Genomic DNA, 14,637 nt, shown 5'->3' on the forward strand with positions numbered 1-14,637 from the left:
TCCCCAGGGCGTGGGGTCGGACCCGTATGAGCCGTCATCGCAAGGAGTGCACCCTGTGATACCCAGTTGGCCCGCGCCCCCGGGGCGCCGATCCGCGCGTGGCAGACGGGTCGCCGCCGTCACCGTCGCCGCGCTGGCCGCCGCACTTGTGCAGCCGCTCGCCGCCCGCGCCGACGCCCCGCCCGCGCCGCCGTCGGACGCCCGGCTCGCCAAGGAGCCCGCGCGGCACGACCTGACCCGCGAGCAGTTCTACTTCGTCCTGCCGGACCGTTTCGCCAACGGTGACACCGGCAACGACCGCGGCGGTCTGACCGGGTCCCGGCTCACCACCGGGTACGACCCCACCGACAAGGGCTTCTACCAGGGCGGCGACCTCAAGGGCCTGATCAAGAAGCTCGACTACATCAGGGGCCTCGGCACCACCGCCATCTGGATGGCCCCCATCTTCAGGAACCAGCCCGTGCAGGGCACCGGCAAGGACGCCTCGGCCGGCTACCACGGCTACTGGATCACCGACTTCACCCAGGTCGACCCGCACTTCGGCACCAACAAGGACCTCGAGAAGCTCATCGACAAGGCCCACGACAAGGGCATGAAGGTCTTCTTCGACGTCATCACCAACCACACCGCCGACGTCGTCGACTACGACGAGAAGTCCTACAGCTACCTCTCCAAGGGCGCCTTCCCGTACCTCACCAAGGACGGCAGGCCCTTCGACGACGCCGACTACGCCGACGGGAGGAAGAAGTTCCCGCGCACCGGCGCCGGCACCTTCCCGCGCACCCCCGTCGTCCCGGCCGCCAAGAAGAACCTCAAGGTCCCCTCCTGGCTCAACGACCCGGCGATGTACCACAACCGGGGCGACTCCACCTGGGCCGGCGAGTCCACCACCTACGGCGACTTCTCCGGCCTGGACGACCTGTGGACCGAGCGTCCCGAGGTCGTCGAGGGCATGAAGAAGATCTACCAGCGCTGGGTGAAGGACTTCGGCATCGACGGCTTCCGGATCGACACCGTGAAGCACGTCAACATGGAGTTCTGGACCCAGTGGGCCACCGCCCTGGACGCCTACGCCGCCAAGCAGGGCCGGGACGACTTCTTCATGTTCGGCGAGGTGTTCTCCGCCGACACGGACATCACCTCCCCGTACGTCACCCAGGGCCGGCTGGACTCCACCCTGGACTTCCCCTTCCAGGATGCGGCCCGCCGGTACGCCTCCCAGGGCGGCAGCGCGGCCGCGCTCTCCTCCGTCTTCGGCGACGACTACAAGTACACCTCCGGCACGGCCAACGCGTACGAGCAGGTCACCTTCCTCGGCAATCACGACATGGGCCGCATCGGGACGTTCCTCAAGCAGGACAACCCCAAGGCCTCCGACGCCGAGCTGCTGAAGAAGGACGTCTTCGCCCACGAACTGATGTTCCTCAGCCGCGGCAACCCCGTCGTCTACTACGGCGACGAGCAGGGCTTCACCGGCGCCGGCGGCGACAAGGACGCCCGCCAGACCCTGTTCGCCTCGCGCACCGCCGACTACCTCGACGACGACCTCATCGGCACCGACCGCACCCACGCCGAGGACACCTACGACACCCGCTCGCCCCTCTACCGCCGGATCGGCGAGCTCGCCGAGCTCCGCAAGGCCCACCCGGCACTCGCCGACGGCGTGCAGCAGGAGCGGTACGCCGCCGACGGCCCGGGCGTCTACGCCTTCTCCCGCACCGACGCGAAGACCCGCACCGAGTACGTCGTCGCCTTCAACAACGCCGGCAGCGAGAAGCAGGCGACCTTCGCGACGGGCTCGGCCGGCATGACCTTCAAGGGCGTGTACGGCACCGACGCCACCGTGCGGACCGGCGCCGACAAGAAGATCACCGTCACCGTCCCGGCCCAGTCGGCGATCGTCCTCAAGGCGGCCGGACCGCTCGCCCGGCCCGCCACCGCACCCACCATCACCCTGAAGGCACCCGAGGCCGGAGCCACGGGCACCATCGAGCTGACCGCCGACGTCGACGGCGGCGGCCTCAACCGGGTCGTCTTCGCCGCCCAGACCGGCAACGGCGCCTGGCGGACCCTCGGCTCCGCCGACCACGCCCCCTACAAGGTCACCCACACCATCGGCGAGGACGTGCCCGCCGGCACCGCCCTGCGCTACAAGGCCATGGTGATCGACTCGGCCGGTCGCACCGACAGCGCCATGGCCGCCTCCACCACCGGCACCCCGCCCGTGGAGACCCCGCCCACCGCGTCCGCCCGCGACTACGCGATCGTCCACTACAAGCGCGCCGACGGGAACTACGACGACTGGGGCCTGTACGCCTGGGGCGACCTGGCCGAGGGCGAGGCCACCGAGTGGCCCAAGAGCCACCCCTTCACCGGCCGGGACGCCTACGGCGCCTTCGCCTGGGTCAAGCTCAAGCCCGGCGCCTCCGACGTCGGCTTCCTGGTGATCGACAAGGACGGCAACAAGGACGTCGCCGCCGACCGCACCATCGACGTCACCCGGCACGGCGAGATCTGGATCGAGCAGGGCAAGGAGACCGTCACCACCGAACGGCCCGACTACCCCGAGCAGGACAGGAGCAAGGCCGTCCTGCACTACCACCGCGCGGACGGCGACTACGACGGCTGGGGCCTGCACGTGTGGGCCGGCGCCGCCGACCCCACCGACTGGGCGAACCCGCTGAAGCCGGTGAAGACTGACTCCTATGGCGCGGTCTTCGAGGTGCCGCTCGCCGAGGGTGCCACCAGCCTCAGCTACATCGTCCACAAGGGCGACGAGAAGGACCTGCCCACCGACCAGGCCCTCGACCTCACGGCAAACGGTCATGAGGTGTGGCTGTTGAGCGGGCAGGAGAAGTACCTGCTGCCGCAGGCCGCCGGGTCCTCGGCGGCCCTCGACCTGACCACCTCCAAGGCGGTCTGGATCGACCGCGACACCGTGGTCTGGAACGGCTCCGACGGCGCCGCCTCCACCCAGCTGCTCGCCTCCCGCACCGGCTCCATCAAGGTGCAGGACGGCACCCTGACCGACACCGACGCACGCTGGCTGCGGCTGCGCAGGACCGGCCTCACCGACGCCCAGCAGAAGAAGTTCCCGCATCTGAAGGACCTCACCGCCTGGTCCGTCGACCCGCGCGACCGCGGCGCCGTGCGCGAGGCCCTGCGCGGCCAGGTCGTCGCCACCCAGCGGACCGCCGACGGCGCCGTGCTCGCCGCGACCGGCGTGCAGATCGCCGGCGTCCTGGACGACCTGTACGCCGGTGACGCCACCAAGTCCCGGCTCGGCCCGGTGTTCCGGCACGGCCGGCCCACCCTGTCGGTGTGGGCGCCGACCGCACAGCGGGTGTCGCTGGAGATCGACGGCCGCACCGTGCGCATGAACCGCGACGACGGCTCCGGCGTCTGGTCCGTCACCGGTCCCCGCTCCTGGAAGGGCAAGCCCTACCGGTACGCGGTGACCGTATGGGCGCCCGACGCGGGCCGGATCGTCACCAACGAGGTCACCGACCCCTACTCGGTCGCCCTGACCACCGACTCCGAGCGCAGCCTCGCCGTCGACCTGGCCGACACGTCCCTCAAGCCGCGCGGCTGGGACGGCTACGCCAAGCCCAAGGCCGTGCCGCTGAAGGACGCCCAGATCCAGGAGCTGCACATCCGCGACTTCTCCGTCGCCGACCGCACGGCGAAGCACCGGGGCACCTACCTCGCCTTCACCGACAAGGACAGCGACGGCAGCAAGCACCTGCGCAAGCTGGCGAAGGCCGGTACCTCGTACGTGCACCTGCTGCCCGCCTTCGACATCACCACCATCCCCGAGCGGAAGTCCGACCAGGCGGTGCCCGACTGCGACCTGGCCTCCTACCCGGCCGACAGCGACCAGCAGCAGGAGTGCGTCGCGAAGGCCGCCGCCAAGGACGCCTACAACTGGGGCTACGACCCGTACCACTACACGGTCCCCGAGGGCTCCTACGCCACCGACCCGGACGGCACCGCCCGCACGGTGGAGTTCCGCAAGATGGTCAAGGCGCTCAACGAGGACGGCCTGCGCGTGGTGATGGACGTGGTCTACAACCACACCGCGGCCGCCGGCCAGGCGAAGACGTCCGTGCTGGACCGGATCGTGCCCGGCTACTACCAGCGGCTGCTCGCCGACGGCTCCGTCGCCGACAGCACCTGCTGCGCAAACACCGCCCCCGAGAACGCGATGATGGGCAAGCTGGTCGTCGACTCGGTCGTCACCTGGGCCAAGGAGTACAAGGTCGACGGCTTCCGCTTCGACCTCATGGGCCACCACCCCAAGGCGAACATGCTCGCCGTCCGCAAGGCCCTCGACGCGCTCACCCTGGAGAAGGACGGCGTCGACGGCAAGAAGATCATCCTGTACGGGGAGGGCTGGAACTTCGGCGAGATCGCCGACGACGCCCGCTTCGAGCAGGCCACCCAGAAGAACATGGCCGGCACCGGCATCGCCACCTTCTCCGACCGGGCCCGTGACGCCGTGCGCGGCGGCGGCCCCTTCGACGAGGACCCCGGCGTGCAGGGCTTCGCCTCCGGCCTCTACACCGACCCCAACTCCTCGAAGAGCAACGGCGCCGAGGCCGAGCAGAAGGCCAGGCTGCTGCACTACCAGGACCTCATCAAGGTGGGCCTGAGCGGCAACCTCGCCGACTACACCTTCACCGACACCAGCGGCAAGCAGGTCAAGGGCTCCCAGGTCGACTACAACGGCTCACCCGCCGGCTACGCGGCCGCACCCGGCGACGCCCTCGCCTACGCCGACGCGCACGACAACGAGTCCCTGTTCGACGCGCTCGCCTTCAAGCTGCCGAAGGACACCCCGGCCGCGGACCGGGCGCGCATGCAGGTCCTCGCCATGGCGACCGCCACCCTCTCGCAGGGCCCGGCGCTCTCCCAGGCGGGCACCGACCTGCTGCGCTCCAAGTCCCTGGACCGCAACTCCTACGACAGCGGCGACTGGTTCAACGCCATCCACTGGAACTGCGCCGACGGCAACGGCTTCGGCCGCGGGCTGCCGCCGGCCGCCGACAACAAGGACAAGTGGCCCTACGCCAAGCCGCTGCTCGGTGTGATCAAGGTCGGCTGCCCGCAGATCGAGGGCGCCTCGGCCGCCTACCGGGACCTGCTGAGGATCCGCGCCACCGAGAAGGTGTTCTCCCTGGACACCGCCGAGCAGGTGCAGTCCCGCCTGTCGTTCCCGCTCTCCGGGAAGGACGAGACGCCCGGCGTGATCACCATGCAGCTCGGTGACCTGGTGGTCGTCTTCAACGCCACCCCCGAGCGGCAGGAGCAGCGCGTCGCCTCCCTCGCCGGGACGGGCTACCGCCTGCACCCGGTGCAGGCGGCGGGCGGCGACGCGGTGGTGAAGACCTCGTCCTACGCGAAGGACACGGGCACGTTCACCGTCCCGGCCCGCACGGTCGCGGTGTTCACCCGCTGACCAACCCCTGAGCTGCGGCTAGGGTGAGCCCTCCTGACACCGAACAGGAGGGCTCATGCCGCGGCGAGCTGCTCCGGCGTGGGACGCGGAGGGGCCGGCGGCGGCTCCTCGGCGACGGGTTCCGGTTCTTCGACGGCAGGCTCCGGTTCGGGGGCCGGTGCCGCGGAGTCCTCCAGCAGTTCCGCCACGCTGAACCGGGTGAGGAACGAGCTCCACGCCCCGTCGACGACGAGCAGAAACCCGTCGTGGCTCCTCAGCAGGCGGCGCCGCTTGTGGTTGAACGGGTGGGTGGGCACCTGCTCGCGCGCCCGCCGCTCCAGCTCCGCGAGCGCCTCCTCACGCGTCCCCTCGACCAGCGCCACCACCTGGGCCTCGGTGCGCTTGCCGCTCGGCGGCGCCCACGGTTGTCCCGACGACCGGGCCCCATGTCGTCGTGCCGGTCACGACGAGGCGAGCGTCAGCAGCCGGGCCGCGAGATCGGCGAACGGGCCGTCGCCCGGCTCGTCCTTGAGCAGGGTGCGCAGCAGCGTGCTCAGTTCCTCGTCGTGGGCGGCGGCGACCGCGGCCAGCGCCGCGAAGTCGTGCACCAGCTGCGCCTCCAGCTCGCCGCGCGGAATGCGCTTGCCCTCCAGCCAGATCAGCGCCGTCGACTCCACCAGCGAGATCCACGAGCGGATCACCAGCTCCAGCCGCGGTGGCGCCTCGCCCACCACCCCCATGTGCGACAGCATGTTGTCGTACGCGGCCTGGCGCACCGAGTCGATGAGGGCGTTGGTGGTGGAGGAGCCGACCGCCGGGCCGCCGCGCATCAGGGCGGAGAAGCCGGGGCCGTGGTCCTCCACGAAGTCGAAGAAGCGCCCCATCACCCGCAGCAGCCGCGCTCCCAGCGGGCCCTCGTGCGGTTCGGCGAACCGGGACGCCAGATCGTCGGAGGCACGCTGCAAGGCGGCCTCGTACAGGCTGAGCTTGCCGGGGAAGTAGTGATAGACCAGCGGGCGCGAGATACCGGCCGCCGACGCTATCTCGTCGATGGAGACGTCGTCGGGCGAACGGCGGCTGAACAGTTCGAGGGCGACACCGATCAACTGCTGGCGGCGCTCCTCGACTCCCATCCTGCGGCGTACCCCGGTGCTCATGCGAACACCTTACCGACCGATTCCGGACTCGAACGTCCTGGAGCGGCCACCGGTGTTCACGGTCAGCGCAGGCCGCGGATCGAGTCGCCGCCCTTGAGGGTGGCGCTGAGGTCGGCCTGGGCGCCCCGCCGCGCCTTCGCGGTCAGCATCCGGCCCTCCGCGGACGCCTCGATGCCGCCGGTCGCCCTCACCGACGTCGTGCCGGGACTGCCTGCCGCCAGCAGGTACCAGGAGCCCTTGGACGACTTCCACAGCACCCCGGCCAGCACCTCCGGTTTGCGCGGCCCGCAGGCCGGCACGCTCTCCGCCCGGGCCGCCACCGCGCCGAACCGCCCGCCCGGCGTGTGGAACTGGGCCAGCACCCTCGCGCCCTCGCCCCGCCAGGTCTCCGCCCGCGTGCACAGCCAGGTCGCCTCGTTGCCGGTGTGCGGCAGCGGCTGGTGCGCATACGCCCAGGCGTTGACGCTGCGCACCCCGGCCGAGCGCAGCAGGCCCAGCGAGCAGGCGTACGGCGCCCAGGTGCGCAGCGCCTGCGCGCGGGAGGCCTCGGCCGGTTCGCCGGGCGGCCCGGCCGTCAGACGCGCCGGCACCAGCTCGCCGAGGTCGGTCACCAGCCGGGTGCCGGTGCCGTCGGTCAGCTGCAGCACGTTCCACGAGGTGCAGCCGTCGCTGCGCAGAGTCGGGCTCGCCAGCGGTGCCGTCACCCCGTCGGTCAGCTCCAGGTCCATCACGCCGCCGCCCGGCGAGCGCAGGTCCCGCTCGCCGGCCTTGCGCACCCAGGGGGCGGTCAGATAGCGGACGTTGCCGTCGGTGCGGCTCAGCACCACCGCGCCCGCCTCGGCCCGGCCGGCACCGTCGACCCGGGCGAAGTCGAGGGCGGCACCCCGGGCACCCTCGCGCGGCTCGGCGTAGCGCACGATGCGCAGGCCGTCGTGGAGGATCACCACCCGGGAGTCGTCGACCGTCCCCGCGTACAGCAGCTGGGGCGGTCCGGCCGGCCCGCCGGTCGGGGTGCCCGGAGTGTGCGAGACCTTCACCGCGTCGCCGGGCCGGGCCCACACGGCCAGAGCACGGCGCAGCAGGGCCTCGTCACGGACGAGGGCGCCGCGCGCGGGCCACACCGAGAAGTCGGTGCGCACGGAGGTCTTCCAGGCGGTGGGGGAGACCCGGGTGAGCCTGCCCGGGTCCAGGGCGGCCTGCGCGGCCGGGTTCTGCGCGTACGGCGGCGCCGCGGCCCCGTCGGGCCCCCAGCCGTCGCCGGGCAGCGCCAGCAGCATGCCGCACACGGCGAGGGCGGCGCCCGCGGCCAGCGCGACCTTCAGATGCCGGCGGCGGCGCATCAGATCGGTGGGGCGCGCCTGCAGCGAACAGGGGTCGAACTCGCTGGACTCCAGCAGCCCGTACTCGGCGGGCACCGAGTCCGCCTCGGCCAGCGCGGCGTCCGGGTCGTCGACCCCCGCCTCGCCGAGCACCTTGCGCACCTCGCCGTCCGGCAGCCGGTCCAGGCCGCGCAGCGCGTAGGCGGCACGGCCGGCACTGGACAGTGCGGACAGCTTCTGGTCCAGGGCGAGTTCGTCGGCGCCGCCCGGCCGCGGGAACAGCTTCAGCCCCCACACCTGCGGCAGCAGCGGCGGCAGCTGCGCCCGCTTGGGCCACGCCTTGCGCTTCAGCGGCAGGCCCGCCTCCAGCGCCGCACGCACCACCTGCAGGCGGACCAGGGCGTACCCCGGATCGCTGCCGGGGCCCGCCGACTGGGCGGGGATCACCGGCGCCGGCGCCTGCCCGCGGGGCAGCGCGCGCTGGGTCAGGGCGTGCGCGGTCAGCACCCGTCTGCTGCGCCCCAGCGTCGGCGGCAGCACCAGATACACGAGCCGCACCAGCCGCGGGTAGTGCTCGACGAGAGCGGCCTCGGCCTGCTCCACATCGACCACCGGGCCGGTCGGGGATTCGGGATTGGAGGGGCGCTGGGCGACATCCTGTGACTGCACGTTCAGCAGAACGAGCGAATCCACGGATGGTCACCTGCCCCCCTCCCGTCACACCCCGTCCGGCCCAACGAGCCCGCGCGCGTAAGCGGCTGTCCTCGGGCAGCTCCGCCACCAGGGCGTCGATCACCGCGCGGAACGCCGCGCCGCCCTCCTCGGACTGCTCGTGGTCGTCGAGCGTGGCCCACGCGTCGGCCACCCGGTCTTCCCAGTCCTGATCCATGCGGCCGGCCTCGCAGGGGGCCCGCACCGGGACACGGGATTTTGAGTGCTCGGCCCCTCTCAGCCGTATGAGAGGCGAGGGCCCCCTCGCCGGGGCTCCGTGCGGCTTGTCGCCGATGGACCGGAGGACCGGAGGAACACATGAAGCTGACCCGACCGATGCTCGCGCTGAGCGGCGCGGCGGCGATCCTGGCGCTGGCCGGCTGCGGATCCGGCGGCGAGGGCGAGGCGGCGCCTCCGAAAGAGGTGACCGGCAGCCTGGAGCACATCGCGGCCGAGGCCAAGTGCAAGCCGAACATGCAGACCGACGCCGACACCATCCGCCAGGCGATCTGCAAGCGGGGCGAGCAGAAGTACATCCTCGCCACCTTCGCCACCGACCGCGGTCAGCGTGAGTGGCTGAACAGCGCCAAGGACTACGGCGGTTACTACCTCGTCGGCCGCAAGTGGGTGGCCGTGGGCGAGGAGAAGACGGTGGAGGAACTGCGGTCCGTGCTCGGCGGGACGCTCGAGGAGGGCTCCGAGCACATGAACCCCGGCGGCAGCCACAACAAGGGCGGCAGCGGCGGGGGCGGCGGCCACGGCAGCGGTGGTCATCACGGCTGACCCCCGGCAGATCCGTACGCAGCCCGGGGCACCAGGGGCAACGGGAGCTGTCAGGGGCAACGAGAAGAGCCGGTGGCGGGAACCCCGCCACCGGCTCTCTTGTGCCTCCTACCGGGTCTGGACTACTGGCAGTCCCTGCCGCTGTTGATGCAGTCGACCATCTCGTTCATCAGGTCCTCGTCGAAGAAGTTGATGAAGTCGTTGTGGTCGGTGATCGGCTTGTGCAGCTGGTCCGGGAAGGAGTCGAGCGCGTACGCGTTCTGCACCTGCCCGTTCACGATCTGCGGGGCCGGTATGTCGTAGACCAGCCGGACCTGCAGCTGGGGGATGGCCTGGAAGCCGTTCGGGCAGCTGCCGTCCGCCTCGACGAAGTCGACGTGCGTGCGGTGGTTGGCGCTGTCGATGTTCTGGCCGTCCCAGCAGCTCTGGAAGAAGGACGTCCGCACCACGGAGCTGCCCTCGGGGCAGATCGGGTACTTGTCGGTCACCACGCGGTCCTCGAAGCCGGTGCAGCTCCAGTTCGTGTTGGCGTTGTTCAGGCCGTTCACGAAGGACTTGGCGTCACCGGTGATGATGCGCAGGGCCCGCGGCATCGCCACGACGTCGCTCGTCTTGTTGCCGACGAACTTCAGCTCCGCCTGGGACGGCGCGACGATCTGGCCGACGTTGCCGTCCTGACCGCCACCGGGCTGGTTGGCGTCGATGTCGTCCTGGCCGTTCTGCAGACGGATCACCGGCCAGTAGTAGGTCGACTTGTCGCCCTGGTTCTCACAGGACGTCTCGCCGTTGGCCAGGTCCTCGTCGCTGGCGAACGCGTTGTTGTTCTGGTTGCCGACGTAGTCGTGCTGGTGCTGCGCACCGTTGGACACGCCGGGCGCCACGATCACGTTGTCCGAGTTGCGGTTCTCGTTCTCGTTGGTGCCGCAGTTGGTGGTGAAGGTACCGGTCGAACCGGTGTCACCGTTGGCGGGCAGGCCGTTGCCGTTCACGCCCTGCGGGCCGCCGTTGGGCTGGACGTCCTCGATGTTGATGAAGTCGTCCGCGACCGGGCCGTTGCCCGCCTGGCCGCCGTTGCCGCCCTGACCGTCGTCCTGGCCGCCGCCTCCCTGGTTCTGGCCTCCGTCCTGGTTCTGACCGTCCTGGTTCTGGCCGCCGTCCTGGTTCTGCCCGTCGTTGTTGTTCTGGTCCTGGCCGCCGTCGTTGATGTCCGCCGGGACGCCCTCGCACCTGGCGAAGCCGCCGAGGTCGCGCGGCGCCTGGCCGCCCGCACGGTTGATGGCGGTGCGGATGCGGTCGAGGGTGGCCGCCCGCTTGGACTTCAGCGGCCCCAGGATGGAGTTGCTGACATAGTCCGGGTCCCCCGCCTGAGCCTGCCGCGTCTCAGCCAGTCGCTTGTAGGCGGCGGTGACCTGCTGGTCGAGCCGTGCCAGCTCTCGGGCGACTCCCCTGCGCGCGTTGCGCGGGACCTTGGTGAGCCTCTGGCCGACGTCCGGACAGTTGATCGTCGCGATCTGTGCCGCACTCGACCGCGTCCGGTTGTCGGACCCGCTCTTCTCGTGCGCCGAGGCGTAGAAGTTCGCCCAGATCAGCCCGCCCCCACCGAGCGCTAGGGCCGCCGATGCGGCTATGGCCTTGGTGGCCAGCGGCGTACGGCGTTTTCTTGTGTTGCGTCCCATGGAACTCCTCTGACTTCCTTGCGGGGCATCCCATTGCGGGGCATCGAGGCGCCCGACAGGAGTGAAGCGGCTCCCTTGAGTACGCAAGCCGCACCACGGGTGTTCACCCGTCCCGCGAATTGCAGAGAAGTTCGTACGGTCGCGGGGGTTTCAACAGGCCTTGAAACACCGGGAGTTGCTGATCCCGCACACGGGGTGAATGACGGCGTCCGGTTTCACCGTCCGTGGTCGGGATACGCGGGAACCACCGGCACGCGCGGGTTGCCTCCCGTACGGGAGCGCACGGCCCGGTTTCGTGGCGATGCCGGTGGTGTGCCGGTCGATGGTCCGATTCGCTCCGGCCCCGACGGTCGAGTGCGGGCCGGGTGCCGGCCGAGTGCCGGTCGGCTGCCGGCCGGGGTGGCCCTGGGGGTGTGCCGGTTTTGCCGGCGGGCTTACGCCCCGGAGGCCGCCAGTACCTTCGCCTCCACCTCCGGGTCCAGCCCCACGGCCGGCCGGTCCGGCCGCTGCGGGGGCGTGCCGCCGATGCTCCGCAGCCACGCCCAGGTGTCGGCCACCGTCTCCCGGACCGGCCGGCAGCGCAGCCCCGCCCCGACCGCGCGGGACACATCCGCGGAGTACAGGGCGCGGTACCCCTCGCTGCCCGGCGGCACCCACATCGGCATCTGGGTCCACGGCTCGATCCCGGCGTCCAGGATCATCTGCGGGTCCGTCCAGCGCAGCTCGGCCGCGCCGCCGGTGATCTCCGTGCACACCTGGAGCAACTCGCCCATGATGGTGTGCCCCTGCGGGGACATCAGGTTGTACGGGCCGCTCAGCCCCTGCTCGGCCGCGCCGAGGATCCACTCGGCGAGGTCGCGCACGTCGACGTACTGCAGCGGCAGGTCCCGCGGCCCCGGGGCGAGGACCGGGCCGCCGCGCGCCGTCCGGTTCAGCCACCAGGGCAGCCGGCCGATGTTGTCGTGCCGGCCGAGGATCAGCCCGGCCCGCACCAGCACGGAACGGTCCTCGCCGAAGGCGTCGACCGCCGCCAGCTCGCCGCCGCGCTTGTCGCGGGCGTAGTCGGTCTGCCCGGCGTCGGGGGAGGCACCCTCCACCACCGGGGCCTCCTCGGTGTACCCGGAGGGCGGTGCCCAGGCGTACACCGAGCAGCTCGACACATACACGTACCGTCCGGCGCGCTCGCGCAGCAGCCGCGCCGTGTCCCGCACCGCGCGCGGGGCCCAGGACCAGGTGTCGACGACGACGTCCCAGCTGCCCGGTTCCTCGTCGAGCGCGGCGAGCCCGTCCACCTCGGTGCGGTCGCCCAGCAGCTCCCGGGCGCGCGGCGGCGCCGGCTGCCGCCCCCGGTGGAAGACGGTCACCTCCCAGCCCCGCCCGAGGGCCGCTTCCACGACGGCCCGTCCCACGAACTCCGTACCACCCAGCATCAGCAGTCTCATGCCGGTGACTCTGCCCGCTCGGGCGGGGCGGGGGAACGGGAATCTGCTGTCGGCAGATGATCCGGGGGAGACCCCGAGAGACCGGGAGAGACCGGGAGAGACCGGGAGAGACCCGGAGAGACCGGCGGAGTCCGGCGGAGACCGGGGAGGGCGTCAGCGGCCGGCCGGAGGGACGTACTTGTAGCCGACGCGGCGCACGGTGTGGATCGTGCCCCGGTAGCGCGGGCCCAGCTTGCGGCGCAGCCGGGCGATGTGCACGTCGACGGTGCGGCCGTCACCGACGTGGCCGTAGCCCCAGACGGTGCCGACCAGCTGGTCGCGGGTGTGCACCCGGCCCGGATGCGCGACCAGGTGGGCCAGCAGCTCGAACTCCAGGTAGGTGAGGTCGAGTTGGCGCCCGTCGACCTCGGCGGTGCGCTGCACGGTGTCGATGCGGATCAGGGGGTCTTCGACTGTGCCGGTGCCGGACGCGGTGGCGTTCTCCGCGCCCGCGTCGGCCCCGGGACGGCCCGGGGTGGTGCTCTGCGGGCCGGTGGCGGCCCGGGGTGCCGCGGCGGCGAGCAGCGGGGGCTGCTGGTCGGCCGGGACGAGCACCAGGTAGCCGACCATCGGCGGCTGCCCCGGCAGGGTGGGCAGGGCGTGCTGCGGTGCGGGCAGCCAGGTGGCGCCCGGCGGCAGGAGGTCCGCCACACTCACCGGCTCGTCCGGGCTGACGGCTCGCAGCCGGTGCCGGGGGCCGTGTTCGGCCGGGGTGGTGACGCGGGCGAGAGGGGCGGTGGACAGGGAACGAGTGGTCGCCATGAGAGGTCAGCTCTTTTCGCGCGAGAGAACGACGAGAGAACGACGAGGGAGGGACGTCGGTGCGCGCGGGCCGTAAGACCGCCGGGGTACGGCGTGAGGGGAACCGGGTGAACGGTGTCAGCGGGCCTGCGCGATGCTCGCGCGGCAACACACCCGGTCGAAGTCGTCGTGCTGACGGGAAGGCCAGAAGGGCTCGAGGTCATGGCGACCTGTCGCGAGATTCTTCTGGAAGCCGACCATGGCCCCATTGAAGCAGACTTGGCTCCGGCGCAGGAGTCCTCTCTCACCCACTGGACGCCCGGCGGTCCCCAACTGGCCTGTGTCGCCTCAGCCCACGAGCCGTTTGCGCCAGTCCAGCGGCTCGACGGTGATGGCCCGGTCGGGGCTGCCGTCCCACGTGGTGGACAGCCCGGCGGCGTGCAGCGCCGCCGCGACCTCGCGCCCGACGGCGGCCGTGGTGTCCGCCGAGCCGCCGAACCCGCCGTAGTACAGGGACAGTCCGCCGCCCGCCGCCGCGCTCTCGGTGCCCTGCTGGTGGAAGAACACGAAACCGCGCGCCCCCGGGCGCTCGGCGCCTATCTCGCTCAGTCCGCAGCCGCGGCAGCAGCTGAAGTTCTCCCGGGCGGTGATGCCGTCGGCGTCCAGGGCCCGGAAGGCCCGGGTCAGCCGCTCGGGGTCGGTGACGCCTTCCCAGGCCCGCTGCTCGGCGACCCGCTCCAGCCACAGCCGGTCGACCAGCTTCCGGGCCTGCGCCCGCGTGAGCGGCTCCCACTCGCTGCCGACCAGGTGGTCCTCGGCGATCTCCACCAGCTCCGCCCGGGTGTCGTAGCCGCAGTGCAGCCGCTGCCGCACCAACTCCTCGACCACCTCGAGCGCCTCCCGCGGCGGCTCGGGAACCTCCTCCTCGGGGCCCAGCTCGACCGGCGTCCACCCCACGCCCGTGTCCCAGCCGGGCTCCTGGCGCGCCCAGCCCGTCAGCAGGTCCGCCACCGGGCCGGCGTCCGGGAGATCCGTGCCGAAGAGCCCGTCGGCGCCGAGCCGGTGCTCCAGGCGGTAGTCCCCGCCGGACTCGTGCCACACCTGCGCGAACACGTCCGGCAGGTCCGGTATCCGCTGCAGGACCAGCCAGCGGTCGCCGGGGCCGCCGAGCCCGTGCACCAGTTCCCGCAGCCGCTCGGCCGTGACCCGTGTGTACGTACGCCCGTTCTCCGCCTCGGCCTTGACCGCCAGGCCCTTGTCGATCTCCATGGCATCACGATGGCGCGCCCCACTGACAACGCGAGGGGGCGCCCACCGGATCGGGTGGGCGCC

The 14,637-nt window shown here is 71.9% G+C and carries 9 protein-coding genes and 1 pseudogene; 2 read left to right on the forward strand and 8 right to left on the reverse strand.

The annotated features are described in order from the left end of the window. Window positions 1-55 precede the first annotated feature (55 nt). On the forward strand, window positions 56-5,458 hold the full coding sequence (pulA, locus tag ABD198_RS12570) for a pullulanase-type alpha-1,6-glucosidase (RefSeq protein WP_344000413.1): 5,403 nt from the start codon (window positions 56-58) through the stop codon (window positions 5,456-5,458). A 53-nt stretch (window positions 5,459-5,511) separates the two neighbouring features. Here pulA and ABD198_RS12575 read toward each other — a convergent pair. The 3 genes and pseudogenes from ABD198_RS12575 to ABD198_RS12585 all read right to left on the reverse strand — a co-directional run bounded on the left by ABD198_RS12575 (window position 5,512) and on the right by ABD198_RS12585 (window position 8,582). Then, window positions 5,512-5,902: pseudogene (locus tag ABD198_RS12575) on the reverse strand (hypothetical protein). Then, window positions 5,899-6,594 carry a TetR/AcrR family transcriptional regulator gene (locus ABD198_RS12580; RefSeq protein ID WP_344000415.1) on the reverse strand — a complete coding sequence of 232 codons (696 nt, stop codon included), beginning with the start codon at window positions 6,592-6,594 and terminating at the stop codon, window positions 5,899-5,901. The pseudogene ABD198_RS12575 and the gene ABD198_RS12580 overlap by 4 nt, the downstream one beginning before the upstream one ends. A gap of 62 nt (window positions 6,595-6,656) precedes the next feature. After that, entirely contained in the window at window positions 6,657-8,582 is a 1,926-nt protein-coding gene (locus ABD198_RS12585; RefSeq protein ID WP_344000474.1) for a hypothetical protein, read from the reverse strand. 360 nt (window positions 8,583-8,942) lie between these two features. Between ABD198_RS12585 and ABD198_RS12590 the strand changes: the two genes are divergently transcribed. After that, the gene (locus tag ABD198_RS12590) at window positions 8,943-9,407 is read left to right on the forward strand and encodes a hypothetical protein (protein WP_344000417.1); all 465 of its coding nucleotides are present in this window, start codon (window positions 8,943-8,945) and stop codon (window positions 9,405-9,407) included. 122 nt (window positions 9,408-9,529) lie between these two features. Here the strand turns inward: ABD198_RS12590 and ABD198_RS12595 are convergent, their stop codons facing one another. The 5 genes from ABD198_RS12595 to ABD198_RS12615 form a co-directional block, all read right to left on the reverse strand. After that, a complete protein-coding gene (locus ABD198_RS12595) occupies window positions 9,530-11,083 on the reverse strand; it encodes a DUF1996 domain-containing protein (RefSeq protein ID WP_344000419.1) in 1,554 nt (517 codons plus the stop codon). A gap of 434 nt (window positions 11,084-11,517) precedes the next feature. Further along, the gene (locus tag ABD198_RS12600; RefSeq protein WP_344000421.1) at window positions 11,518-12,525 is read right to left on the reverse strand and encodes an NAD-dependent epimerase/dehydratase family protein; all 1,008 of its coding nucleotides are present in this window, start codon (window positions 12,523-12,525) and stop codon (window positions 11,518-11,520) included. Window positions 12,526-12,678: 153 nt separating this feature from the next. Beyond that, window positions 12,679-13,326, reverse strand: a complete 648-nt coding sequence (locus ABD198_RS12605; protein ID WP_344000423.1) for a winged helix-turn-helix domain-containing protein — start codon at window positions 13,324-13,326, stop codon at window positions 12,679-12,681. 117 nt (window positions 13,327-13,443) lie between these two features. Beyond that, window positions 13,444-13,566: a hypothetical protein gene (locus ABD198_RS12610; RefSeq protein ID WP_344000425.1), complete on the reverse strand. Its 123-nt coding sequence runs from the start codon at window positions 13,564-13,566 to the stop codon at window positions 13,444-13,446. Window positions 13,567-13,653: 87 nt separating this feature from the next. Further along, entirely contained in the window at window positions 13,654-14,574 is a 921-nt protein-coding gene (locus ABD198_RS12615; RefSeq protein WP_344000427.1) for a DUF6891 domain-containing protein, read from the reverse strand. Between the last annotated feature and the right edge of the window lie 63 nt (window positions 14,575-14,637).

This window comes from Streptomyces thermocarboxydovorans, assembly GCF_039524635.1.
GTDB classification, from domain to species: domain Bacteria; phylum Actinomycetota; class Actinomycetes; order Streptomycetales; family Streptomycetaceae; genus Streptomyces; species Streptomyces thermocarboxydovorans.

Coding starts and splice junctions, on each gene's coding strand:
- ABD198_RS12605 (WP_344000423.1), bottom strand. CDS start 13,326: ATGGCGACCACTCGTTCCCTGTCCACCGCCCCTCTCGCCCGCGTCACC.
- ABD198_RS12615 (WP_344000427.1), bottom strand. CDS start 14,574: ATGGAGATCGACAAGGGCCTGGCGGTCAAGGCCGAGGCGGAGAACGGG.
- ABD198_RS12600 (WP_344000421.1), bottom strand. CDS start 12,525: ATGAGACTGCTGATGCTGGGTGGTACGGAGTTCGTGGGACGGGCCGTC.
- ABD198_RS12580 (WP_344000415.1), bottom strand. CDS start 6,594: ATGAGCACCGGGGTACGCCGCAGGATGGGAGTCGAGGAGCGCCGCCAG.
- ABD198_RS12595 (WP_344000419.1), bottom strand. CDS start 11,083: ATGGGACGCAACACAAGAAAACGCCGTACGCCGCTGGCCACCAAGGCC.
- ABD198_RS12610 (WP_344000425.1), bottom strand. CDS start 13,566: ATGGTCGGCTTCCAGAAGAATCTCGCGACAGGTCGCCATGACCTCGAG.
- ABD198_RS12590 (WP_344000417.1), top strand. CDS start 8,943: ATGAAGCTGACCCGACCGATGCTCGCGCTGAGCGGCGCGGCGGCGATC.